Source organism: Shewanella sp. POL2 (assembly GCF_000282755.1).
GTDB lineage: Bacteria > Pseudomonadota > Gammaproteobacteria > Enterobacterales > Shewanellaceae > Shewanella > Shewanella xiamenensis.
In genome coordinates this window covers 23,165-48,405 of record NZ_AKZL01000035.1, presented here as the reverse complement: position 1 = coordinate 48,405, position 25,241 = coordinate 23,165, and the positions used below count along the sequence as shown (strand labels likewise).

The window sequence follows — 25,241 nt, the reverse complement described above, 5'->3', positions numbered from 1 at the left end:
ACCTCAAAAACTTTACCGCCTTAGTATCTCAACTATGCTTGTTCTAAATCAGCATGACGTTAATTGAGTCCATTACCTAGTATTTACCCTGATTTTGGCTAAAACGCGCTGATCCATTGTCTTGAGCTATTTGGAGATCAGCACTATGGCTAGCGTCAGTCAATCCGCATCCCTCACCAATATCGCCGCTTATCTTAAACATACTCATGCCTGTGACGAGCAAACTGCCTTAAGAGAAGCCCGTGAGGTCATGCAAAACCTTGTGAGTATGCGCCAAAAAGGGTTTATTACTGGCTGGTATTTCGATGAACGTGGACACTTGGAGTTACTCCCAAGTGATGAGATCTTAAAAAGAATAGGCGAAGATCACGGCTGACCGTCACTGTGCTTTATTTTATCCATGTCACCTCCCCCTACTCCACAGTCATTTTTCAAACCGTTTTTGATCTAAAAGCAACTTATTTTGCTCAGTTAACCATCAAGCTAAAAACCTCAGCTCATATCTCACAAAATGCAGTTTGGGTGGATTTCCACCCATAGGCAAAATCAACGTGAGCGAGATCTCACCCACAAAACTAAAAGTGTGACAAACGTCAAATGAACTACACTTTATTAACCAAACACTTACAGAATCCATCGTAAGTTGGCGTGGTATTTGCCTTTATTAAGACAGACCTCAGGGAAATCAAGGCTGTATTCCTACTCACACTTGGTAACAAACTAACCAAGGCTGAGGACAAATCCTAACAACAGAAAAAGGAACTCAAAATGACATTGAATCAACAAACTGGATTGACCCGTCCACTCAAAACCTTAGTCAAAATGCTCGCCGTTGCCTCCGTATTCGCAACCAGCTTTAACGTATTTGCAGAACCGATTGAAATTAAGTTTTCACACGTTGTGGCAGAAAATACGCCTAAAGGCCAAATGGCACTGAAGTTTAAAGAACTCGTTGAGCAACGTTTACCGGGTGAATACAAGGTCAGTGTATTTCCTAACTCACAGTTATTTGGGGATAACAACGAGTTAGCAGCACTATTGCTAAACGATGTGCAATTTGTAGCACCTTCACTCTCAAAATTTGAACGTTACACCAAACGCTTACAAGTTTTCGACTTACCTTTCCTGTTCAATGACATGGATGCAGTAAACCGTTTCCAACAGGGTGAAGCTGGTCAAGCACTACTCAACTCAATGAGCCGCAAAGGTATTGTGGGTTTAGGCTATTTACACAATGGTATGAAGCAGTTTTCTGCTAACGCACCACTCAAGCAACCTTCTGATGCTAAAGGCTTAAAATTCCGCGTGATGGCATCTGACGTATTAGCCGCACAGTTTGATGCAGTTGGCGCTATCCCCGTGAAAAAACCATTCTCAGAAGTGTTCACCCTGCTACAAACCCGCGCAATCGACGGTCAAGAAAACACTTGGTCTAACACTTACTCACAAAAATTCTATGAAGTTCAAAGCCATATTACAGAAAGTAACCATGGCGTATTGGATTACATGGTCGTGACCTCTGATGCCTTCTGGAAAAGCTTACCTGCGGACAAACGTAAAGTGATCAAAGAAGCATTAGACGAATCTATCGCTTTAGGTAACAAGATCGCTGCAGAAAAAGATAACGAAGACAAGCAATTAATCCTTGATTCAAAACGTTCTCAATTGGTGACCTTAACCCCAGCAGAACGTCAACAATGGGTTGATGTGATGAAACCAGTATGGGCTAAGTTTGAAGATCAAGTCGGTAAAGATGTGATTGAAGCCGCTGTTGCTGCAAATAAATAATAATGAAATAAGCCGCTTAATCTCATTTTGAGGTTAAGCGGTATTTGAGCGAGGGGAGTACAGCTGTGATATCGCGAATTTTTGGTTACTTTGAAGAAGGGGTGCTCAATCTCTTGATCACCTTAATGACACTCTTAGTGTTTACAGAGGTAGTGGCACGATTTTTCTTCAATACCGGTTTCTTATGGATCCAAGAACTCACCTTAACCCTGTGTGGTTGGTTTGTACTCTTTGGTATGTCCTATGGGGTGAAAGTCGGCGCTCACATCGGTGTTGATGCGTTTGTAAAAAATCTACCACCTAAAGCTAAAAAGCTCACATCTCTAGTGACAGCATTGATTTGCTTGGCTTATTGCGGACTATTTCTAAAAGGTAGCTGGCAATATCTGTCGCAGATGTACCAAATTGGCGTTCCGATGGAAGATATTCATTTCCCTAAGTTTTTGTTAAACAGCTTAGATCCTGACTTTGCTTGGAACACATTAAAAATTGATATTGAAGACGGCGCTGTGCCAATTTGGTTATCCCAAAGCATTCTATTGATTGGTTTTAGCATGTTGACTTGGCGTTTCTTAGAACTGTTTATCGCTATCCTGCGCAACCAAGTCTCTGGGTTCCAATTTGCCGATGAAGCGAAAGAAAGCATGCATTTAATTGATGAAGCTGCTCAGCACGCACAACAAGAAACAGACAATAAGGAAGCGAAGTAATGGCCATTGCGACCCTCTTTACTGCCCTACTCGTCTGTATGTTTTTAGGTATGCCTATCGCAATTGCGTTAGGTTTCTCGAGCATGCTGACGATTTTATTCTTTTCCAACGATTCCCTCGCCTCTGTGGCATTAAAACTTTATGAGTCATCGTCAGAGCACTACACCCTGCTGGCGATCCCTTTCTTTATTCTGTCCTCGGCTTTCCTATCAACCGGTGGCGTGGCAAGGCGGATCATCGACTTTGCAATGGATAGTATCGGCCATATCCGTGGCGGTTTAGCCATGGCCTCTGTGATGGCCTGTATGTTATTTGCCGCGGTTTCAGGTTCTTCCCCAGCGACAGTAGCCGCAATTGGCTCAATTGTTATCGTTGGCATGGTAAAAGCAGGTTATCCCGAAAAGTTTGCTTCAGGGGTAATTACCACCTCTGGCACTTTAGGGATTTTGATCCCACCTTCAATCGTGATGCTAGTATATGCAGCGGCGACAGAAGTCTCTGCGGCTAAAATGTTCATGGCGGGTTTAATCCCAGGCTTAATGATGGGTTTCCTACTGATGATAGTGATTTATATCGTCGCCCGTTTTAAGAATCTGCCATCACGTCCCTTCCCTGGCTTTAAGCAACTGGGAATTTCAAGTGCCAAAGCCTTAGGCGGTCTGGCGCTGATCTTTATCGTGTTAGGTTCAATCTACGGCGGTGTAGCCAGCCCAACTGAAGCCTCTGCCGTGGCTTGTATGTATGCATACTTTATTGCGGTATTTGGATATCGTGATATTGGTCCATTGAAAAATGTCGCATGGCGTAACCCTAATGAAGCCATCCCAAGCGCGATCGCTCGTAACTTAGGTCATATGGTGCTAGGGCTGATAAAAACCCCAATCGACAAAGAAATTCGCCATGTGGTGCGTGATGGTGCCAAGGTCAGCATCATGCTGCTGTTTATTATTGCCAACGCCATGTTGTTTGCACACGTGCTCACCACTGAACGTATTCCCCATATTATTGCCGAGTATATTGTGGGGATGGGGCTACCCGCTTGGGGCTTCTTAATCATTGTTAACTTACTGCTATTAGCGGCGGGTAACTTTATGGAGCCATCAGCGATCGTGTTAATTATGGCGCCAATTCTATTTCCGATTGCCACTCAACTTGGTATTGATCCTATCCACTTAGGCATCATTATGGTGGTCAACATGGAGATTGGTATGCTAACGCCGCCTGTTGGGCTTAACCTCTTTGTGACAGCGGGGATCACTGGCCGCAGCATTGGTTGGGTGATCCAATCCGTACTGCCATGGTTAGCACTGATGTTGGCCTTCCTGGCGCTGATCACCTACGTGCCACAAATCTCGCTATTCTTGCCAGAATTACTGGATAAGCTTAATGGATATTAATCTTCAGGAATAAAGATTATTCCTTGATTCTAGATAGTTTTTAAGCGAGCCTACTCAGGCTCGCTTTGTTTTATTCAGTGTGGATCAGGATCGCCTGCTATGTTGCCCATGACGCCTAAAGCCAAAAAACGTCTATTCATGACCATAGTGCTACTTGCGGGTTTGTTTGCCATCTTAAAATTAACGTACTGGGTGCATTTTTATCAGGGAAAAATAGACATCCAACAACAATCTGAGAAACAACTCAAAGAGCTAGTCAGCTTCTTAGATGGCGCCCTGTCACGCTATGAAAGCATCCCTCATGTACTCTCAACCAATCCCATGCTCGCCAATGTGCTCAACGATCAACAAAATGCCAAGAAGGTGCAAGAGCTCAACCTGTATTTAGAGGAAATTCAGCATGTGACAGAGGCGTCTGATATTTATCTTATTGATGCCCTCGGCATTGCAGTCGCAGCCAGCAACTGGCAACAGCCCTTTTCATTTATCGGCAAAGACTACTCCTTCAGACCCTATTACACCGATGCGATTTCGGGCAATTTAGGCCGCTACTATGCGGTGGGCACTAGCTCGGATAAACGCGGTTTTTACTTTTCTTATCCTATTTATCAGCAAGGCGGAAAAGGCATTCTGGGTGCCATTATTGTAAAAGTGGATATCGCCGATATTGAACAGCAAAGCACCAGTATTGCAATGGCTGGCCAATACCAATTTTTAATCAGCGATCCCGACGATATCGTGTTTATTTCAAGTGTAGATGAATGGCGCTTAACCTCACTCACACCACTGACTCAGGCCAAACAATATGCCTTAAATGCCTCAAAGCGTTACGCCGAACGCCCGATAGGTGAACTATTAATAAAACCGCAATATCAAGAAAATAGCCTCAGCAGCGGCCATATCTACCAAATCCGCCAAGGCAATAATCAAGCGCAATATATGGATACCCACCATTTGATGACTAAAGCGGGTTGGCGAGTACATATTCTTGCACCATTAAAACCGCTACATGACTCTTTACCTGCACTGATGCTGCTATCGGCATCTATCTACTTGCTGCTTGCCTTAGGTTTACTCTTTAGCAGCGAGCGGCGCCGTAACTTGCAGCGTATGCAATTAGCACAAAGTTTGTTAGAGCAACGGGTCGAGGAGCGTACCCAAGATCTGCAGCAGGCAAATGATCGTCTAAAAGATACCCAAGATGAACTGATCCAAGCCGCTAAGCTGACCGTGATTGGTAGTTTATCCGCCAGTATCAATCATGAGCTTAATCAGCCCTTAGCGGCCCTTCGCAGCTACGCGCAAAATACTCAAACTTTCCTTGCCCGCAATATGCAAGATAAGGCACTGGATAACCTGAAAATCATTATTGAGCTGACCGACCGCTTAGCCGATATTGTTGGGCAATTTAAAAGCTTTACCCGTAAGAGCAAAGGTGCGGATAGTGCCACCGATCTTAAGGGCTGTATAAAACAAGCTCTAACCATAGTGCAGCCCGAAATCGACAAACAAGGGGTTGAACTCGATGTATTGCTACCTGAAGGCCAATATCAGGTTTGGGGCGACAAAGTGCGCTTGCAGCAAGTGTTTGTCAATATTATGAGCAATGCGGTAGTTGCCATGCAGCAATCTCCAAAACGTACACTGAGTATTAGGGTAAACTGTCAGGACAAGTTCTGTATCAGTATTCAAGATTCAGGCCCTGGAGTACGCGAAAGCCAAATGGAGAAAATTTTTGAGCCTTATTTTACCACTAGCGAGCGTACAGGACTTGGCCTAGGTTTATCCATTTCCCAGCGCATTATTGAGTCTATGCAGGGGCAGATTAATGTTGCCAATGCCGAGGACGGCGGCGCCATTTTCCACATTTTTTTACCGATTTATTTAGCTGAGGAACGCCAGTCATCATGAGTCTTCCCAATTCAATTCAAGACTATAGCGTACTGATCATCGACGATGAGCCCCATATTGGCACAGTCCTGGTACAACTGTTTGAGCTTGAAGGCATCAAAGCCTTTGCCACCACCGATCCTAAAGGCATTGCTAAACTCCTTGATAGAGACTGGGCAGGTGTGGTGATTTCAGATGTGAATATGCCGCAACTCGATGGCATCAGCCTAATGCAGCAAATTCGCCAGCAAGATCCCGATTTACCCGTCGTGCTACTCACTGGCTTTGGCGATATCGCTATGGCAGTCAATGCGTTAAAGCAAGGTGCCTACGATTTTCTCGAAAAACCCTTTAACAACGAGCATATGTTAGATGTGGTGAAACGTGCCTTGGATAAACGCAGCCTTACCCTCGAAAACCGCAAGTTAAAGAAAGAGTTAGAAAGCCATAACGTGCCAGGGCCAAGAATATTAGGCCACAGCGTCGGCATTTTGCGTATGCGCCATATTATCGACCAAGTTATCGACACCCCCGCAGATGTGCTTATCGAAGGTGAAACTGGCACGGGTAAAGAATTGGTCGCACGCTATCTGCATGACCACAGTAGTCGCAATCAGGCCAACTTTGTCGCTATTAATTGCGGCGCTATTCCTGAAAATTTAATTGAGAGCGAACTCTTTGGTGCCGAAGCCGGCGCGTTTACCGGCGTCGATAAGCTACGGATAGGTAAGTTTGAGTACGCTAATGGTGGCACACTCTTTTTAGATGAAATCGAAAGTACACCGCTGTCGTTACAAGTCAAACTGCTGCGGGTGCTCGAAGATCGCAAGGTCGAACGCCTAGGCTCCAATAAAAGCATCCATTTGGACATTCGGGTGATTGCCGCCACTAAAGTGGATTTAAAGTCCCTATGTGACACAGGGGAATTCCGCCAAGACTTGCTCTATCGCTTGAATCTGGTGACTGTGCCAATTCCACCACTCAGGGATCGCCGCGAAGATATCCCTTTATTGTTCTTACATTTTGCTCGTATGGCATCAGCGCGCTATCACAAGGCCTTGATTGCCCTCAATGCCGAGCAAAATGCCATCCTTACCTCCCACGATTGGCCGGGTAATGTGCGCGAACTTAGAAATCTGGCAGAGCGTTATGTGTTACTCGGTGGTGAAGCCGCCTTCGCTGGCACCTTAGGTAATGCACCGAGTCTGCATACCAGTATGTCCTTACTGCAACGGGTTGAGTTTTTTGAGCGAGTCTTGATTGAAGAGGCCTTAAGTCATAACAAAGGCAGTATTAAGCAAACCATGGAACAACTCGAACTGCCCCGCAAAACCTTGTACGACAAGATGCGTAAGTACGATTTAGACCGCAAGCAATATATCAACGCCGACGAATAAGCTTGTCGGTGCCAATAAAAACCCCGCAAACCGGTTCACGGCTGCGGGGTTTGCTTTATCTAAGGAACTTCAAACTCGCATTAAAATGCTTATGTTTCAAAAACGCATATTGCAAAAGTGAGTCATTACTCATCCCGCACGCACATACCTTTTGATGATTTCACATAAGGCGCAAGAATAGGCATCATCCCTTTCATCACTTGTAATGGCAGCGCCGAGGTAAAACTAAAATCATCGGACTTACTGCCCGGCACAAAGGCAGTTAAGGTGCCGAAGTAGTTATCACCTAAGTAAAACACAAAAGTCGCAGTACGGTTCATCGCCGTGGTAGCGACTTTTCGGCCCTGCTGCATCTGGGTCACAATACGGTTGTCGCCCGTACCCGTTTTACCGCCAATGGCCAGCATCTCGCCGTTATCATCGGTAAAGATACCCTTAAGACGTCGTGCAGTACCGTTTTGAACGACATTTGCCAACGCCGCCTTTAACGCCAGGGCGACTTCATGACGCATCACTCGTTCGCCTTGGGTATTTTGGTTTTCGAGCCGTACTTCATAGGGCGTACCTTCAGCAAAGTGCAATTGATTAATCCGTACCGTCGGTAAACGATAACCATCGTTTTGAATAATCCCCATTAATTCCGCTAAAGCAGCAGGTCTGTCGCCCGAGCTACCGAGCGCCGAACCTAAAGAAGGCACCATAGATTCAAAGGGATAGCCTAAACGCGCCCAACGCTGATGAATATCAAGGAAAGCTTCGACCTCCAGCATTACTTGTACACGCACATCCCGCGCGTTTTTGTGCCGAGTTCTAAACAGCCAGCGATAGACTTCCTGACGCTCATCTTTACTGGCCTCTTTCACATCGTTGAGGTTAGCTTCAGGATGTTGATTCAAATAATCGAGTACCCAGAGTTCAAGCGGATGCACCCGCGCGATATAGCCTTGATCTGGGAGGTTATATTTTTCGGGGCCGTACTTGTTATATAGCTCTTTGATGCGCTTATCGGTGTAACTATTTTGTGGTAGCCGCTGCTGTAAAAAGGCCTTAAAGGCGGCGATAGACTCATTAGGCTGCAAATAACGATAAGCCGCAGTGAGTTGTTGTTCAGCTTGGGTTTGACCATCGAAAAACAGTTCTAAACGCTCATTGGGTGCCACTTTCTTATATTTACGGTAGAACTTAGTCACGAAGGTATTGCCTTCACGATCAGCAAATACCCGCAGATATTCCTCTCGGCGCGGATCCTTATCATTGCGCAGCAAACGCGCCATATTGCCTTCGTTTTGCATACTGCTGCTGTAGTTGACAATGTCACGCATTAAACGCACGAAGGGCAAGTTGATCGAGTCTTGCAGTGCTTGATACATGGTCGGAATCTTAAGATCTTCCGTTTTCTTAAAGTTATTAAATACATGCAAACCACCGCCAGTGAAGAACTGCTCATTAGGCGAGGCGGAATATTCCCGTTGCAGCGCAGCATCGAGCATACGATCAAGGCGCCTATCGGGATTGACAATCAAATAGTCAATCGCCCAGCGCGTGAGATGATCGCGAGGTTCAATCACAATCGACTCCAACTCAATGCCGTGCTTTTTCGAATACTTATCGTGAATTTCAGCAATGATCTCAAGGTAAGTCGCGAGCACCCTTAGCTTTGCCGTCGACCCAAGCTCCAACTTACTACCTTCGTTAATATCGAAAGGTTGGTCAGTACTGTCTGTTTGTACCCGTACACGATTGGCCGTGGCGGTTTTTTCATACAGCGTAAAACTGTAGAGTACGTTTTGCAGTTGGCTAGGTTCGAGTAAACGCTCACCTAAAAGTCCGACTTTTTCAGCCGTTGAAGTTTGCCCAAGGCTGCGTAAGTAGTTACTTACTTGCTGTTGTAACTCACTGTGTAGACTACTATTCACGGTTAAATCGAGTCGGTCCAAATCATATAACCCGACATTCAACATACCCGCTGTACGAATACGGATAGTGTTAACGCCCTTGTCTGCGCCCGATTGGGTATTACGCTGAGGTTTAGCGACTTTAAACTGTAATTTTTGTCCTAGTGCGGCATCCCTGAGTTTACGGTCAATCAGATAATATTGGCCGAGTAAACGGATATGGCTATCAACTAGATTCTCTAAATCTTCATGTCCCTGTAATAGGTAATAGGAAGGACGACGCTGAGCAATCATCAGTGCCACCACCTGGCGAAACACTTGACCACGTTTGGCTGTATTAGCTTTAATTTGGGGGGAAGACAACAGTTGGTTTGCTGTATCGAAATCTGTACCAAACCAAGCCCATAGGCCGTCACCTATGCCATGCACTTCACCATGGTTAGGGGCTGAGGATAAAGGCACTGTGTTTAAGTAATCTTGGATGATACGTTTACGGGCAGGTTCAGTGATTTCTCCCTGTTGGTACACTCGCACTGTTGCTGAGGCTATTTGCAGCAATTTATCCTTGATACTTAAAGTTAATCCCTGAGAAGAATGGCGAAACTTTTCAATTTGCGTCGCCAGTGTACTGCCACCGGCGGTTGAGACATTCATCCCCACCATTTCAGCGATTTGGCTCATCCCCGCCACAATAAAACGTGGCCAATCAATCACCGGATTTAGTTTTGGCTCTGTGGTCCACAACTCGCGGTTTTCAATAAACAGCAAAGTATTGACGATTTCATTAGGGATTTTATCGTCATCCTGATACACACGTTTTGGATAAGTGAACTCGTAGAGATCGGTATTGCGACAGTCGAGCAAGGTCAAACCCGATTGTGCTTTCTCATGGTAAGGCGGGAAAAAGCCTATCTGGGCGTATTCCTGCAACGCAGGAGAAAACTCAACCTGCTGTGTCACTTGGAAATTACGTTGCAATAAGCGATCAATATATTGTGGCAATTTACTGTAGCCATGACGCTCATCGAAGGGACCATAACTTGGATAGATAATCGACTGAGTGGGCTCGTTTTTCAGCTCATAGGTCAGAGTTTTAGCGTATTGGTGAATATACTTAGACTGGTAATAAGAGGTTTTGACCTCCTGACCAATCAAAATCGCTAAACAAAAAACAAGAATAAATAATAGAAACCAAGCACGCCCTTTAGATCTAGGCTTACGCTCACGCTTTGCCTTAGGCTCGGGTTGTGGCGGACGAGGACGATAGTTTTCAAATTGCATTTCTTGCGTAGAATTAGGCAAAACGGCTCCAAAAAATCACTTAACACATCCTTTCTACGTGGGATTTTTCCCAACTTATGCTTAATAAACCAACATGAAGTACAACGGCAAAACTCACACTTATGCTTATCTGAGTGTATCGCCACGATACATTCTTATACCTTGCTCGAACAAGACCTAGCTGCTCTTGGATGATGGATTATATGTGTTATATCTCACCATATTTTAATGACTTGGCAGCAAGCCTCAAAGTGGTTAGCACAAAAATTCTTATATTTTGGTTAAGTGCTAACCGAGCTTAGGTTAATCCCAAATAAACTCACGAAAATGTTTACGGCATACCGATTCGTAACTTTCATTACCGCCAATTGCGACCTGCTCACCTTCGCGCATGACTTTTCCTTCACCATCTAGCCGCACCACCATATTCGCTTTGCGACCACAGTGACAAATGGTTTTTAGCTCAATTAATTTATCTGCCCAAGCTAATAAATAATGGCTACCACTAAAAAGCTCACCTTGAAAGTCAGTCCTCAATCCATAGCACAATACAGGGATATCTATATTATCAACAATGTATGTAAGTTGTTTGACTTGTTCTTTAGTTAAAAACTGGCATTCGTCTACCAACACACAACTCAGATGATTCACTTGATGGGCAGCGGTAATCATTTCAATCAAGTTGTCATCACGGCTAAAAACCTGCGCCTCGGTCTCAATACCAATCCGCGAAGCTACTTTGCCCTTACCGTATCGATCATCGATAGAAGCCGTCATCACTAACGTATTCATACCGCGCTCACGGTAGTTATAGGAAGATTGTAATAAAGAGGTAGATTTACCCGCATTCATTGCTGAATAGTAAAAGTACAATTGCGCCAAAATGAATCCCTTTTTCAAACTGATTGATCATATCTCTGTCACCAGAGTTTATGCCGCTTAGTTTAGCATTGCGCTTGACCCTAGCACACTAGGCCTTTCTCAGCTTTTATACTGAAATCTCAATCTAAATATCTAGAATGGATATTTTAGTGATTTCATGGTCAATCAACTTTGAAAATCATTGTTCGTATTTCTGTTCAACGCTCAACATATGGAAACAGATAAAGCCATAAAAGCGCAATTGTTACAACAACCTTAATTTAACCTTAAATATTGTTTTAATTAAGAAGAATCACATTAACAAAAGTTTAGAAATGCGATCTACCTCCAAAGTTATAGTCCTAAATGCGGTTTGGTTCAAAAAACAAACATATCAATAACAGTAATATTTCATCCGAGACCAAAAGTACTCAATTTAAAAAATAAAAGTATTCGATGCTTGCAAATGAAATCAGCGGTTCAAAGCACTAATCTCCCCTGCAAACGTTAGTGCTGCAATCCGTGCCTTTAAATGCGTATTGGATTAATGGAGATTATGATGAGAATATTCACCTCTAAAAAACTGGCATACGTTGTCGCCTTAGCACTTACCGGTGCTCTCGTAGGTTGCGGCAGTGATGGTAAAGATGGTGTAGATGGCGCGCCAGGCACTCCGGGGACACCTGGCACACCGGGAACACCGGGTGAACCTTGGGTTCCACCACCAGTCACGAGTTCAACAGTCACCAATGTAAAAGTACTGAACTATAGCTTTGGTGAAGGCAATATCACCTATGAATTTAAGATCACTGACGAAAATGGCAACTTAATCAATGGACTGAAAAATGCTGAAGCCAAAGTTGCAGCATTAACCGATAAAGGCTTTATCAATAATAGAAATGAAGCCGACAAAACCGACGCAAGTGGCAATCCTGTCAAAGATAACGTCAATATCGGTGGCGCTGCGACTCAAGCAACTGAGGGCGCTTTGCTCACTTCATTAGGCGATGGTCACTATAGCTTTAAAGCCCCAATGAAAGGTGTTAACGCTGGTACCGAAGGTATTGTATGGCTCAGAGTCGGCGGTAATGCTGAAACTGGCATTGCTCGCTCAGCACCGCTGGTGGTGAACAAGCCAGAGGGAACTCATTCAACCACGACCGATAGTTGCTATTCCTGTCACGTAGACTATTCAACAAGCCCACGTCGTCACGCTAGTTATGTAGCAACCGGTATGGACAGCGAAGTCACCTTCGTTGAAGGCTGTTTAGTCTGTCACGGCTCAGTTAGCTTTGCAGCAAAAAATGCCGAAGGTTTCTCTATCGGCGGTTATGCAACCAACACACTGTCTAAGATTGGCCACATTAATCACCAGAAATTTACTAAAGATTTCAGCGTGATGAACTGTAGTTCTTGCCACGTTGAAGCTCCAACCAATATTAGTGTTTCTGGCCCAGGCTGTATTGACTGTCACAATACTGGTGGTGTACCAGGCGCGATTGTGCCAAGTAATGGTGCAGATGTCCGTCCGATGCATGAAGGTAAAACAGGTATTACTGAGCGCCAAGCATTACGTGCTAAGTATAAACTTGAATTATCTACCCCTGTTAAAGTTGATGATATTTCAACAAAAACAGATCATTATGCGCCAACTGGTGCAGCTTCTGCCGTTACCGCACCAGGCTGGTGTACCACTCTGACAGTAAAAGATACTGACGGTAATATCTTTAGCATTAAAGATAACTTCAACTACTCAAATCCGCTGGTATTTGATGCTAAGAAACCGATTGTTTACGCAGGTGCTTATCTGCATTCCTACGAAAAAAATAGCTTAGTCGGTCGCCCAGGTAACCGTACTAACTATTACTATGGCTACAATGCTGATGGTACTAAAAATATCTGTCATTTGCTGACCGATATCAGCCCTGTAAACGCCAACTATGTCTACTCTGCACGTGTGACCTTCAGCACCGCAGGTTGGATGGAGTACGACGGTAACCAACGCTATCAAAGCAATGGCAGCCTCAGAGCCAATGGCTATGACGGCTCAATGGGGGTCTCGTTCACCGCATACTCTGATGTAGTCGATCCTGCGACTGCAACCAAAGTATCCGCCTTTGAACGTCGCACCGTAGTCAGTGATAACAGCTGTACTACTTGCCACAATGATGCCACCGCATTCCACAAAAATGGCGCATTTGACGAAGGCGGTAAGGCTTGCGTAGCTTGCCATGATAACGGTATGGCACGGACATCAGCCACACTCGGTGCTGGTTTTGGTCCTATGGTGCACAGCTGGCACTGGGGCAACGGTGCGAATGTCGGTGAGATGAAGGCCGATGGCACTCAAGCGAAAACCGCTAACGGTGCAGGTGCAATCAACCCAGTCACAAGCTGTGTTGCCTGTCACGAAACCGCGATTGATTTAAACAAAATACCAAACCAATACATCCTTGAACCTGGTAACAAAATGACCAGCCCTGTCACCGCTAACTGCTATGCTTGCCACACAGGCGATGCAGTCAAAGCTCACATGGCTAGCAATGGTGGCGAGATCAGCGTTCCTGCAGTAGGTGATTGGTTCAAACAACCAACAGGAGAAGCATGTGCTGTTTGCCATAACACAGGTAGCAGCTCAGGTATCGACAAATACCACAACTTCACCCGTAAATAGTTAATCGTCCCGCTATTTTCCCTGCAAGAAAATAGTTCAAAGCGCCCCGTAACCTTGGGGCGCTTTTTTGTTTACTTTTACTTACAACTTCATCCCATAGGTTTTCAGTCCTATTTAAGTTAGTAACGCTAGAGTCACAAAAACTACAATTCTAAGGAAATCACTCAACTATGCGTAAAAGTTTTATTGCCATCGCCATTGGCGCCACACTGATGACCGGAGCACTCGCAGGCTGTAGCACTCAAGATACAAAAGCTGCAAATGTCACCGCAGTACAAACCCAAAACCCCTTATTCCAAGCCAGTACACTGCAATATCAAGCACCTGATTTTAGTGTTATTAAAGACGAGCATTTTCAGCCCGCTTTAGAACAAGGTATTAAAGAGCAGTATCAAGAAATTTTAGCGATTGCTAACAATCCTGCTGCGCCGACCTTTGATAACACAATTGTCGCCATGGAAAAAAGCGGCGCCCTGCTCAACCGTGCATCGAGCGTGTTTTACAACCTCGCAGGTTCGAACAGCAATCCAGCCCTGCGTAAAATCCAAGGTGAAATGGCCCCCAAAATGGCTGCTCACTCGGATAACATCAACCTTAATCCTGCGCTATTCGCTCGTATTGAAGCCATTTATAACGACCGCAATAACTTAGGTTTAACGCCTGAAGCGGTACGTTTGGTTGAGGTGTATCACCAGCGCTTTATCATGGCTGGCGCTAAGCTGACCGATGAGCAGAAGGTAAAAATCCGCGCCCTAAATGAAGAACAATCAACACTGACCAACGAGTTCTCTCAACGTTTACTACGCTTAACCAAAGAAATCGCTATTGTTGTCGATAGCAAAGAACAACTGGCGGGCCTAAGTGACAGCGAAATCACCTCGGCAGCAAACGATGCCAAGGCAGCAGGCCATGAAGGTAAGTACTTAATCAATATCACCAACACTACTCGCCAGCCAATACTCGCCTCTTTAGAGAACCGTGAACTGCGCCAACGCATTTGGGAAGCCTCGGCTAACCGTGGCTTAACGGGTGAAAACGAAACCGCATCTTTAGTGTCTCGTCTAGCGCAATTACGTGCCGAACGTGCCGCTCTCTTAGGTTATGAGAACTGGGCTAGCTATCGCCTTGCACCGCAAATGGCAAAAACGCCAGAAGCGGTTTACAGCATGTTTGGCTCTATGGTGCCAGCCGTAGTCGCCAACACAGAGAAAGAAGCGGCCGATATCCAAGCGATGATCAACAAGACTGGTGGCAAATTTGAGCTCGCACCATGGGACTGGGAGTTTTACGCAGAGAAAGTCCGCCAAGAAAAATACGCTCTTGATGCCAATAGCATTCGTCCCTACTTCGAATTTAACCGCGTCCTCGAAGACGGCGTGTTCTATACGCTTAAAGAGTTGTATGGCGTGACGTTAAAACCACGTCCAGATTTGCCTGTATACCACCCAGATGTGAAAGCCTATGAAATGTTTGATGCCGATGGCTCAAGCATGGCGATTTTCTATGCTGATTACTTTGCCCGTGAAGGCAAACGCGGTGGCGCATGGATGAGCTCGTTTGTAGGGCAATCCTTCCTCGAAGGTACTAAGCCTGTCGTAGTTAACGTGATGAACATTAAAAAGGCGCCTGATGGCCAACCGACCTTCGTCAGCTATAACGAAGTCACCACGATGTTCCACGAAATGGGCCACGGTACCCACGGTATGTTCTCCAAAGTGACTTACCCAAGTCTTTCTGGGACTTCGGTATCCCGTGACTTTGTGGAATTTCCATCGACTTTCGAAGAAGATTGGGCGGCCCACCCTAAAGTGTTAGCCAACTACGCCAAACACTACGAAACAGGCAAGCCTATCCCTGATGAGTTACTGCAAAAACTGTTAAAATCCGGCAGTTTTAACCAAGGCTTCGATACGTTAGAGTATATGGCTGCGGCGCTAGTGGATATGGAATGGCACTCATTAAGCCCAGACGCTCCACAGCAAGATGTAGCGACCTTTGAGGCTAATGCGCTGAAAAAGCACGGCTTAAATATCACCGCTGTACCGCCACGTTATAAGTCAACTTACTTTGCCCACGCCTTCCCAGGTGGTTACTCAGCAAGTTACTACGCGTATATGTGGAGTGAAATTTTAGCGGCTGACGCCTTTGCCTATGTGCAAACCCAAGGCGGCCTAAACCGTGAGATCGGCATGAAATACCGTAAGACCATTCGCGAAGTGGGCAACAGTATTGCACCAATGGAAGCTTACAAGAACTTCCGCGGCCAAGAGCCTACCACTGAAGGTTTACTCAACCGCCGTGGACTCAATCAGACTCAGTAATTTTAGATACTGAGTAGATAAAAATCAGCCAGCATAGTTGCTGGCTGATTTGTTTCACATTCTCAATATAAGAGCGAAGTTAAATCACGGACTTATAAAGCCGTACTTTTGGATTTAATGTGCAAACCAAAAATCGTCAATACAAACAATATGCTACAAGTCACTAATCCCGCATTGACCGATTCAGTTAAGCCAAGCACTACGTAGCCGATCATGCTGATCAGCGCAACGATTACGGCGTAGGGAAGCTGCGTCACTACGTGGTCGATATGATGGCAACTGGCCCCCGTCGACGACAAAATAGTGGTATCAGAAATCGGTGAACAATGATCACCAAATACCGCCCCCGCTAATACCGAAGCCAGCATAGGTAACATCATGGCTGTGTGACTGCCCATCGCCATATCCGCAGCTATCGGCAGCATAATCCCGAACGTACCCCAACTGGTTCCAGTAGAGAATGCAGTCAGGCCCGCTAACACAAACATTAATGCAGGTAAGAAAGCAAAGGGAATATTCCCAGTGGCTAGGCTAGCCATAAACTTACCGGTTTCAAGCTGGCCGATCACACCTGCAATGGTCCAAGCAAATAACAAGATGTAAATCGCAGGCAACATAGAGCGAGCGCCCTGCACTACACCTTTTAATACCATTGATTTTTCAACGCCTTGCACTAAGTTAAGTACCAGCGCAACCGCTAAACCAATCAGGGCACCAAAGAACAGTGATGAACTCACATCGGTTTTCTCGAAAGCAGAAATAATATTAAATTCAATGCCTTCTTTAGCTAATACTTGAGCACCGCTATCGATCATAAAATACAGGGTCGCAAATACCAGTACTGTGATAGGTAGGAATAACCCGAGGATTTTACCTGTTTCAGCTTCGGGTAAATCAGCATTAGCACCTGGCGGTAAACCTTTAGTCTCATCGTATAAATTACCGCGCATGGCATTTAATTCATGTTCACGCATAGGGCCAACATCTAAGCCCATAAACGCCACACAAAGCAGTAATAATAAAGAGAAAATTGCGTAGAAATTCATAGGGATCATTTGAATAAAGACACTCAAATGACCAGAGTCCGCAAAACCATGTGCTGTTAATATTCCGCCAATTAACGCAATAATATAAGCGCCCCAACTTGATACCGGTGAAATGACACAAACTGGTGCTGCGGTAGAATCTAATAAATAAGCTAACTTAGCGCGGGAAATATGGTAACGGTCGGTAACAGGCCTTGCGACAGACCCAACGACTAAACTATTGAAATAATCGTCAATAAAAACAACACAGCCTAAAAACATCGTCAGTAATTTCGCATCGCGCTTATTACGAATATGTAACCTTGCCCAATCAGCAAATGCCCGAGCACTACCACTCACAGTAATTAGAGCGGTGATCATCCCCAATACAATCAAGAAACCGAGAATGTATAAATTCCAAGAATTTACGCTATCTTCCGACCAAAAAAGTCCTTTTACACTGCTAAATAAAAACTCACCGCTGGCCACAGGAGAAAATTGATTGAGCAATAATACTCCAATCACAATTCCTAAACCGAGGGAAAGAAGCACTCGGCGAGTAAAAATCGCCAATACAATTGCAACCACAGGCGGGAGCAAAGAAAGCGCCGAATCGGCATAACTAACTACAGTCATTGATTATTTCTTCGTCAAAATACGAATGGAGGGCGACTGAACTGGTGGGAAAAGGCAATAGATACCCAAGATCACCTGTCCTATCAGTAGCGCTCCATAGTAACTATTCCTAATATCCGTATCTGGAAATACTATGGCAGTGTTGTACCTATTAGACACAACCCCAGCAGTTGATCGTGATAAATCAAACTACTTCGGCACCAAATCCTTTCGTGAACGATCAACGGAATCACCCTACTGATCACTACTGATATTTGGTGCGCCTCTACTTCTAAGAACGCCCATACATGGGCGTGAGGCTCATAAAAACATAAGCGGCTAAGCAGTTACCACCGCGAAGCCGCTTACTTTGACTTAGCTCACAAATAAAATCAACTTAAGCTTGCAATCAACTGCGGAACGGCTTCGAACAGGTCAGCTTCGAGGCCATAATCGGCAACTTGGAAGATAGGCGCTTCAGGGTCTTTGTTGATAGCCACAATCACCTTAGCGTCTTTCATTCCCGCTAAATGTTGGATCGCGCCTGAAATACCTACTGCAATATAGAGGTTAGGTGCGACAATTTTACCAGTTTGACCGACTTGCAAGTCATTCGGAACAAAGCCTGCGTCAACCGCCGCACGCGAAGCTCCTACTGCGGCACCAAGCTTATCAGCCAGTTGCTCTAACATGCCGAAGTTTTCACCGCTGCCCATGCCACGGCCACCAGATACGATAATGCTAGCATTACCTAACTCTGGACGTGCTGAAACTGTCAGCGCTTGAGACACAAACTGAGCTTTGGCTTCAAACACTTTATCCAAGGTAGTTACAGCAGCATTATTACCCTGTGTCACCGCATCGAAGGCACTGGCACGCACTGTCATCACTTTGATAGCGTCATGGCTTTGAACTGTCGCTAAGGCGTTACCCGCATAAATCGGGCGAACAAAGGTATCGCTACTCACCACGCCAATCACTTCCGAAATTTGCGCCACATCTAAAAGTGCTGCCACACGCGGTAACGTGTCTTTACCCGCACTCGATGCCGCTGCGAGAATATGGCTGTAGTTTGGTGCTAAGTCCACCAGCAATTTAGCCACGTTTTCGGCTAAATGCGCTTCATAAGCACTGTTATCGGCGACTAATACTTGCGCGACACCTTGTAGAGCTTGAGCAGCTTGCACCACTGCACCACATTGATGGCCCACCACCAATACATGTACATCACCGCCGATCGCACGAGCTGCGGTGACAACTTTAGCGGTATCCAATTTCAGCGCCGCATTATCGTGTTCTGCTAATACTAAAATGGCCATTTAGATCACCTTCGCTTCATTCTTTAACTTTTCAACCAGCTCTGCTACCGACGCAACCATAATACCGGCCTTACGTTCAGCAGGCGGCGTTACCTTGATCACCGTTTGATGCGCTTTGAGCGTCACACCTAAATCAGCTACCGTCAGCACATCTAATGGCTTACGTTTGGCTTTCATGATATTAGGTAATGAGGCATAACGTGGCTCATTCAAACGTAAATCCGCAGTCACCACAGCTGGCAACGGTAGATTTAAGGTTTGCATACCACCATCTATCTCACGAGCAACTTGAAGTGAATTACCTTCAACTTTAATTGCTGAAGCAAAGGTCGCTTGCGGCATATCCGTTAATGCAGCAAACATTTGGCCCGTTTGGTTATTATCACCATCAATGGATTGCTTACCAAACAGCACTAATTGCGCTTGTTCTTTTTCTTGTACGGCTTTAAGTAATTTGGCAATTGATACTGGTGCTAACTCTTCTTCAGTATCAATGTGAATCGCGCGATCAGCACCTAATGCTAATGCGGTACGCAATTGTTCTTGAACGGCTTTATTGCCGATGCTGACGACCACTACTTCAGTAGCACTGCCCGCTTCTTTTAAACGAACCGCTTCTTCTACTGCAATTTCACAAAAAGGGTTCAACGCCATTTTGAGGTTTGCGGTATCAACGCTGGTGTTGTCAGCTTTTACCCTGACCTTCACATTGGCATCAACTACGCGCTTAACAGGCACCAATACTTTCATAGGGCTTCCTTCCTACACTTTCATGTACATGGACAAAACATTGGTGATCACCAATGCAGGATAGAGCCACTTTACGTCCTGTTAACGTTAACGTCAACCAAAGTCAAACGCTTGTTTGCATTTTTAAGACTGTCGTATTGGCCACATTTTTGAACACTTATTTGCCATATATAAAAAGTTCAAAAATTAAATAATATTTAATTTTTGTTTATTGCATAATTTTATTTGATTCGAGCAATATTAGTTTCTATCATTTAGCTGTTGTTCACCATTATCCTGTAATAAAAATAGAGTGGGACGAAAATAGATATGAGCGAATTTTTAGAGATATTAACTCACGGTCGTCGTTTTAAAGCTGCGGTAAAAGATCTTAGCGTTGAAGAACTGCGTGATTTAGCGGCTAAACTAGATAAAATTTTAGTTGAGCGTGAGTCAATGGAAGCAGAAGAACAGCAAGCTATTGCTGCTCGTAATGCAAAAATTGAAGAAATCCGTCAACAAATGGAAGCCGTTGGTTTATCAATCGACGATTTAGGTGGTGTTGCAGTTAAAGCCTCGAGCAAGAAACGCGCTCCTCGTCCAGCGAAATACCAAATTGAAGTTGATGGCGAAGTGATCCAGTGGACAGGTCAAGGCCGTATGCCAACAGTATTTAAGAACGAAGTCAATAAAGGCCGTTCTATGGATGATTTCTTAATCTAATCCAATACCGTAATGGTAATGACAATAGCCATTCGCTATTATCATTGAGTAACATAAAAAAGCTCGCGCCCTGCGAGCTTTTTTATGCCTATCCCACCCCGCCCATTGTCATTCAAGTAAATGCTTAAATTGCGTTACAATTCATCTTTAGTATTTACATCTACTTTAGGTTACTCTTTATTCACCCTCCGTCTAAGTGAATAAAAAATGCAGATAAACAATAAGATAATAATAAGCTGCGGCATAATAAGTAGTTTTGTATCTCAACCCATTTTTGCCGAGGCCAATCCCATCACTCCCGTCAATAAGTTAACTGCATTGACCAATGCAGAATTAATTCTTGCACCGGGGAAACGACTCTCAAATGCCACATTATTAGTTGAAAACAATCGGATCAAAGCCATTATTGACCAAGGTGATATCCCCGCGGCGGCACTAAAAGTCGATCTCAGTGGTTATACTATTTATCCCGGCTTTATCGATCCTTTTACCGATTATGCTATCGAGTTTGAATATCCCAAATTGCAGCTCACTCGTCCGGTATATGATATTAAGCGTATTGGCGGGAATGCTGAAAATGGTGCAATTCACGCTGAAAAAGAATGGTTTAATTACATTTACCCCAATAAAGAACGCGCACGAGATTGGATCAATAACGGCTTTACCAGTGTACAAAGTAGTAAACTCGATGGTATTTTCCGAGGCACGGGTGTCAGTCTTTCACTCGCGGACAAAACTGCCAACGAGGTAATTTATCGCGCACGCAGCCAACCTTTTATGGCCTTCGATAAAGGTACGTCAGAACAAGACTACCCCAATTCCCTCATGGGTAGCATCGCGCTTATCAGGCAAACCTTTGCTGATGCTAACTGGTATAACCAAAATAAGCACAAATCGGTTAATAGTTCAGCTACACCTCAAATTGAATTTAATATTGCCTTCGAACGTTTAGATAACTTAGCCGAGAAACCAATCGTATTCGAAACAAAAAATCTGAACGATTTATTGCGTGCAGCTAACCTACTCAAAGAACATAAGCAGCCCGCCAACTTACTCGCAAGTGGCCAAGAATATGCTCGGATCAACGAATTAAAGGCTCTGAATTATCCTTTAATTCTTCCTCTTAATTACCCACAAGCACCCGATGTGGGTACCGATGATGCCGATCGCGAAGTCTCCCTTGCAGAACTCAGACAATGGGAGCGCGCGCCCACAAACCCTGCCGCAGTAGCAAATGCAGGTATCCCCTTTGCGTTTACCCAATTTGGCATTAAGACCGAGGCGTTTTGGCCACGCCTTCGTCAAGCGATTGCGCAAGGACTCAGCGAAGATAAAGCCCTCGCGGCCCTCACCACTCAAGCTGCTGAAATGGCAGGAACCGCTGACTTGACCGGAAAACTTGCCCCGGGCTATATGGCGGACTTTGTCATTACTAAGGGCAATATTTTTAAAGACGGACAGATTTACAGTGTCTGGCTACAGGGACAAGAACAAGCCATCCGCTCACTTTCACAAGCCAAGATGTTGGGTGACTATCAGCTGACGTTGAATAATTTAACTTTAGATTTGAGCCTTGAAGAAGCAGACAAAGCAGGTAAAACCACTTTGCAAGGAAATTTGAGCAGTGGCGAGAAGAGTATTCCACTCTCCAACCTCAAGCTTGAAGACGACGGCCGCGTCAGCTTTAACGCCAATTTAACTGATGCAGGCATTCATGGGATCAGCCGTTTTACCCTCTGGTTTGCCAAAGACGGCATTCAAGGCCGGATGGTAGACGCCCAAAGTCGTAGCATTAATGTTGCTGGTATTGCCCTTACGCCTCCGCTAAAGACGGAGCAAGTAAGCACGCCTAAAGCCGATGCAACGCAAACCTTAGTCAGTCAACTTACCTACCCTAACGTCGCCTATGGTTTAAGTGAGGCGCCCAAAGCCGAGAAACTCCATATTAAAAATGCCACCCTGTGGACCTCAGATAAACAAGGTATCTTGGAACATGCGGATCTGCTAATGGCCAATGGCAAGATTGAAAAAATCGGCCAGCAACTCAACACGCCTTCTGGATATCAAGTCCTCGATGCAACGGGCAAGCACTTAACAGCGGGGATTGTCGATGAGCATTCCCATATTGCCATCAACGGCGGCACCAACGAAGGCACAGACGCAGTCACCTCTGAAGTGCGGATTGGCGATGTGATTAATCCTGAAGATGTCTCCATCTATCGCGCACTCGCGGGCGGCGTGACCAGCGCACAATTACTCCATGGCAGCGCTAATCCTATTGGTGGCCAATCCCAGTTAATAAAAATGAAGTGGGGAGAAAGCGCAGAACAGCTAAAGTTTGCCAATGCCCCTGCCAGTATCAAATTCGCCCTTGGCGAAAACGTCAAACAGAGTAACTGGGGCGAAAAGTTTGTGCAGCGCTTCCCGCAGACACGCATGGGGGTAAAAGCCTTATTTGAAGAAACCTTCGATGCAGCACTCGCCTATGAGAATGCGCTGAAGGATTATGATGATTTACGCAGCAGTGAGAAGAAGAAAACCCTCGCACCGCGCCCAAGTTATCGCCTGCAGGCGGTGGCCGAAGTGCTTAAGCAACAGCGCGATGTGCATATTCACTCTTATGTACAGTCGGAAATCTTAATGTTCCTGCGCTTAGCCGAAGCCTACCACTTTAAAGTGCAAACCTTTACCCATGTGCTTGAAGGTTACAAGGTTGCCAGTGAACTGGCTGCCCATGGTGCGGGCGCCTCGACCTTTGCCGATTGGTGGGCCTATAAGTTCGAAGTCTATGATGCGATCCCGCAAAACGCGTGCCTAATGCAAAAACAAGGTGTGCTGACGAGTATCAATTCCGATGACTACGAAATGCAGCGCAGACTCAACCAAGAAGCAGCTAAGTCAATGATGTATTGCGGTATGTCAAAGGAAGATGCCTGGAATATGGTGACCATCAACCCAGCGAAACAGCTCAGAGTCGATGAGTATGTTGGCTCACTCACCCCAGGCAAAATGGCCGATATTGTGCTTTGGAACGCCGAGCCGCTGTCGATTTATGCCAAAGTGACCCAGGCTTGGGTTGAAGGCAAACGCTACTTCGATCGCGACCAAGACCAGCTTGCCCAGCAGCAAGTGGTGGCTGAGCGTGCCGCTCTTATCCAAAAAATTCTCAGTAGTGATGATAACGCTAAGGCGGGTGAAAAAGTTACACCGCTTAACGAGCCACAATGGCACTGCGATACCCATTATCAGGCTTGGGGCCAACATCATCAGGGAGCAAAATAATGAAGCACTTACCCACAACCTTGCTGCTGTCGACACTGGCCATCACCTTGTCCGTGCAGGCACATAATCTCATCCCTACGCCTAAACAAACTCACGGTGTGTTGATTAAAAACGCCACTGTGCATACGGTCAGCCAAGGGGTTTTAACCAATACCGATGTGTTGATTGAAAACGGTAAAATCAGCGCGCTAGGGCCACAGCTAAGCGCCAATGAGGCTGATGGCCAGATGCAGATCATCGATGCTACGGGTAAGCATTTATATCCAGGCCTTATTGCACTGGATACCAGTCTTGGCTTAGTGGAAATCGAGATGGTTCGCCCGACCGTAGATAACGCTGAAGTCGGTGACTTTAACCCGCAAATTAGTGCAGCAACGGCTTACAACCCGGATTCGGAGCTGCTGCCAACCATTCGCTATAATGGCATCACTCACGCACAAATTGTCCCCAGTGGTGAAGGATTAGCAGGGCAATCGGTAGTCGTAGACCTCGATGCGTGGACCATTGAAGATGCATTGCACCCCAGTGAAGGCCAATTTCATGTTTACTGGCCACAGATAAAACGCATGCCAGAGGATGAAAAAGGAAAAGCCAAAGCGATTGAAAAAAATCAGCAGACGATCAATCAACTCATCACAGCCTTTGAAGATGGTTACCGCTACTTTTTGAGCCAAAATACACCGGATGCCGACCACAAGCCTAATCTGCGTTGGCAGGCCATGTTGCCACTGTATCAAGGTAAAGCAACGCTATTTGCCCACGCAGACAGTGTTAACCAAATCGAGCAAGTAATTGCCCTGACTAAAAAATATCAATTTAAATTGGTCATTGTCGGCGGTTATGATGCGTGGCGATTGGCTTCAAGTTTAAGGGAGGTGAATGCCAGTGTGATTTACCCGCACACCCTAAGCCTACCTAAACGTACAGATGAACCGGTAGATTTACCGTTTAAAATCCCGTCGTTACTTGCGAGCGCAGGCATTCCCTATGCGCTTGGCTTTTCATCGGATTGGAACAGTCGTAACCTACCCTATGCCGCAGGTTACAGTGCCGCTTATGGCGTAACGGCAGAGCAAGCATTGAAATCTGTCACACTAGATGCTGCAAAGCTGTTAGGGATTAAGGATTTAGGCGCTATCGAAGTAGGCTATCAGGGCAGCGTTGTGCTGAGTGACGGAGATATCCTCGACCCCATGAGCAACAAAATTGATGCGATCTGGATTGAAGGAAGACAAATAGATCTGAATAATCGCCACCAGCAGCTTTATCAAAAGTATCTTAAGCGATAGAATTTACTGAGATAAATCGCACAGCACCGCGCAGTCCATGGGACT

At 45.4% G+C, this 25,241-nt stretch carries 16 protein-coding genes and 1 riboswitch; of the genes, 11 read left to right on the top strand and 5 right to left on the bottom strand.

Translation table 11 applies throughout. From position 1 onward, the window contains the following. The first annotated feature begins 145 nt into the window (after positions 1-145). The 6 genes from SHEWPOL2_RS11365 (at position 146) to SHEWPOL2_RS11340 (ending at position 7,182) form a co-directional block, all read left to right on the top strand. Positions 146-376, top strand: coding sequence for a hypothetical protein (locus SHEWPOL2_RS11365; protein ID WP_011073026.1), 231 nt, complete (start codon positions 146-148; stop codon positions 374-376). A 392-nt stretch (positions 377-768) separates the two neighbouring features. Then, positions 769-1,788, top strand: a complete 1,020-nt coding sequence (locus SHEWPOL2_RS11360) for a TRAP transporter substrate-binding protein (protein WP_037420553.1) — start codon at positions 769-771, stop codon at positions 1,786-1,788. A gap of 65 nt (positions 1,789-1,853) precedes the next feature. Next, positions 1,854-2,498 (top strand): TRAP transporter small permease, encoded by a 645-nt coding sequence (locus tag SHEWPOL2_RS11355; protein ID WP_037420550.1) that lies wholly within the window; start codon positions 1,854-1,856, stop codon positions 2,496-2,498. Continuing rightward, positions 2,498-3,895, top strand: coding sequence for a TRAP transporter large permease subunit (locus SHEWPOL2_RS11350; protein ID WP_037428311.1), 1,398 nt, complete (start codon positions 2,498-2,500; stop codon positions 3,893-3,895). Before SHEWPOL2_RS11355 ends, SHEWPOL2_RS11350 begins: the two co-directional genes overlap by 1 nt. Positions 3,896-3,994: 99 nt before the next feature. After that, complete coding sequence (locus SHEWPOL2_RS11345; protein ID WP_037428308.1) at positions 3,995-5,806, top strand: ATP-binding protein; 1,812 nt, start codon at positions 3,995-3,997, stop codon at positions 5,804-5,806. Beyond that, entirely contained in the window at positions 5,803-7,182 is a 1,380-nt protein-coding gene (locus SHEWPOL2_RS11340; protein WP_037428305.1) for a sigma-54 dependent transcriptional regulator, read from the top strand. Before SHEWPOL2_RS11345 ends, SHEWPOL2_RS11340 begins: the two co-directional genes overlap by 4 nt. A gap of 125 nt (positions 7,183-7,307) precedes the next feature. Here SHEWPOL2_RS11340 and SHEWPOL2_RS11335 read toward each other — a convergent pair whose 3' ends face one another. Together SHEWPOL2_RS11335 and SHEWPOL2_RS11330 are read right to left on the bottom strand one after the other, a co-directional pair. Next, positions 7,308-10,379, bottom strand: coding sequence for a transglycosylase domain-containing protein (locus tag SHEWPOL2_RS11335; RefSeq protein WP_037428303.1), 3,072 nt, complete (start codon positions 10,377-10,379; stop codon positions 7,308-7,310). 282 nt (positions 10,380-10,661) lie between these two features. Beyond that, positions 10,662-11,240 carry a thymidine kinase gene (locus SHEWPOL2_RS11330; RefSeq protein ID WP_037420539.1) on the bottom strand — a complete coding sequence of 193 codons (579 nt, stop codon included), beginning with the start codon at positions 11,238-11,240 and terminating at the stop codon, positions 10,662-10,664. Positions 11,241-11,778: 538 nt separating this feature from the next. Here SHEWPOL2_RS11330 and SHEWPOL2_RS11325 point away from each other — a divergent pair. Together SHEWPOL2_RS11325 and SHEWPOL2_RS11320 are read left to right on the top strand one after the other, a co-directional pair. Continuing rightward, positions 11,779-13,893 (top strand): cytochrome c3 family protein, encoded by a 2,115-nt coding sequence (locus SHEWPOL2_RS11325; RefSeq protein WP_037428301.1) that lies wholly within the window; start codon positions 11,779-11,781, stop codon positions 13,891-13,893. Between the two features lie 170 nt (positions 13,894-14,063). Then, on the top strand, positions 14,064-16,214 hold the full coding sequence (locus SHEWPOL2_RS11320) for a M3 family metallopeptidase (protein WP_037428298.1): 2,151 nt from the start codon (positions 14,064-14,066) through the stop codon (positions 16,212-16,214). A 92-nt stretch (positions 16,215-16,306) separates the two neighbouring features. Here the strand turns inward: SHEWPOL2_RS11320 and SHEWPOL2_RS11315 are convergent, their stop codons facing one another. The 3 genes from SHEWPOL2_RS11315 to SHEWPOL2_RS11305 all read right to left on the bottom strand — a co-directional run bounded on the left by SHEWPOL2_RS11315 (position 16,307) and on the right by SHEWPOL2_RS11305 (position 19,923). Continuing rightward, positions 16,307-17,875, bottom strand: coding sequence for a Na+/H+ antiporter NhaC family protein (locus SHEWPOL2_RS11315; RefSeq protein WP_037428292.1), 1,569 nt, complete (start codon positions 17,873-17,875; stop codon positions 16,307-16,309). 79 nt (positions 17,876-17,954) lie between these two features. Then, positions 17,955-18,151: riboswitch (Lysine riboswitch) on the bottom strand. A gap of 95 nt (positions 18,152-18,246) precedes the next feature. Next, positions 18,247-19,173 (bottom strand): FAD-binding protein, encoded by a 927-nt coding sequence (locus tag SHEWPOL2_RS11310; RefSeq protein WP_037428291.1) that lies wholly within the window; start codon positions 19,171-19,173, stop codon positions 18,247-18,249. After that, on the bottom strand, positions 19,174-19,923 hold the full coding sequence (locus SHEWPOL2_RS11305) for an electron transfer flavoprotein subunit beta/FixA family protein (protein ID WP_037420526.1): 750 nt from the start codon (positions 19,921-19,923) through the stop codon (positions 19,174-19,176). Positions 19,924-20,232: 309 nt separating this feature from the next. On the opposite strand from SHEWPOL2_RS11305, the gene SHEWPOL2_RS11300 reads away from it, so the two are divergent. The 3 genes from SHEWPOL2_RS11300 to SHEWPOL2_RS11290 all read left to right on the top strand — a co-directional run bounded on the left by SHEWPOL2_RS11300 (position 20,233) and on the right by SHEWPOL2_RS11290 (position 25,196). Further along, the gene (locus SHEWPOL2_RS11300; RefSeq protein WP_037420523.1) at positions 20,233-20,625 is read left to right on the top strand and encodes an H-NS family nucleoid-associated regulatory protein; all 393 of its coding nucleotides are present in this window, start codon (positions 20,233-20,235) and stop codon (positions 20,623-20,625) included. A 207-nt stretch (positions 20,626-20,832) separates the two neighbouring features. Continuing rightward, positions 20,833-23,907 (top strand): amidohydrolase family protein, encoded by a 3,075-nt coding sequence (locus tag SHEWPOL2_RS11295; protein WP_037428289.1) that lies wholly within the window; start codon positions 20,833-20,835, stop codon positions 23,905-23,907. Further along, positions 23,907-25,196, top strand: coding sequence for an amidohydrolase family protein (locus SHEWPOL2_RS11290; RefSeq protein ID WP_037428287.1), 1,290 nt, complete (start codon positions 23,907-23,909; stop codon positions 25,194-25,196). The genes SHEWPOL2_RS11295 and SHEWPOL2_RS11290 overlap by 1 nt, the downstream gene beginning before the upstream one ends. Positions 25,197-25,241 lie beyond the last annotated feature (45 nt).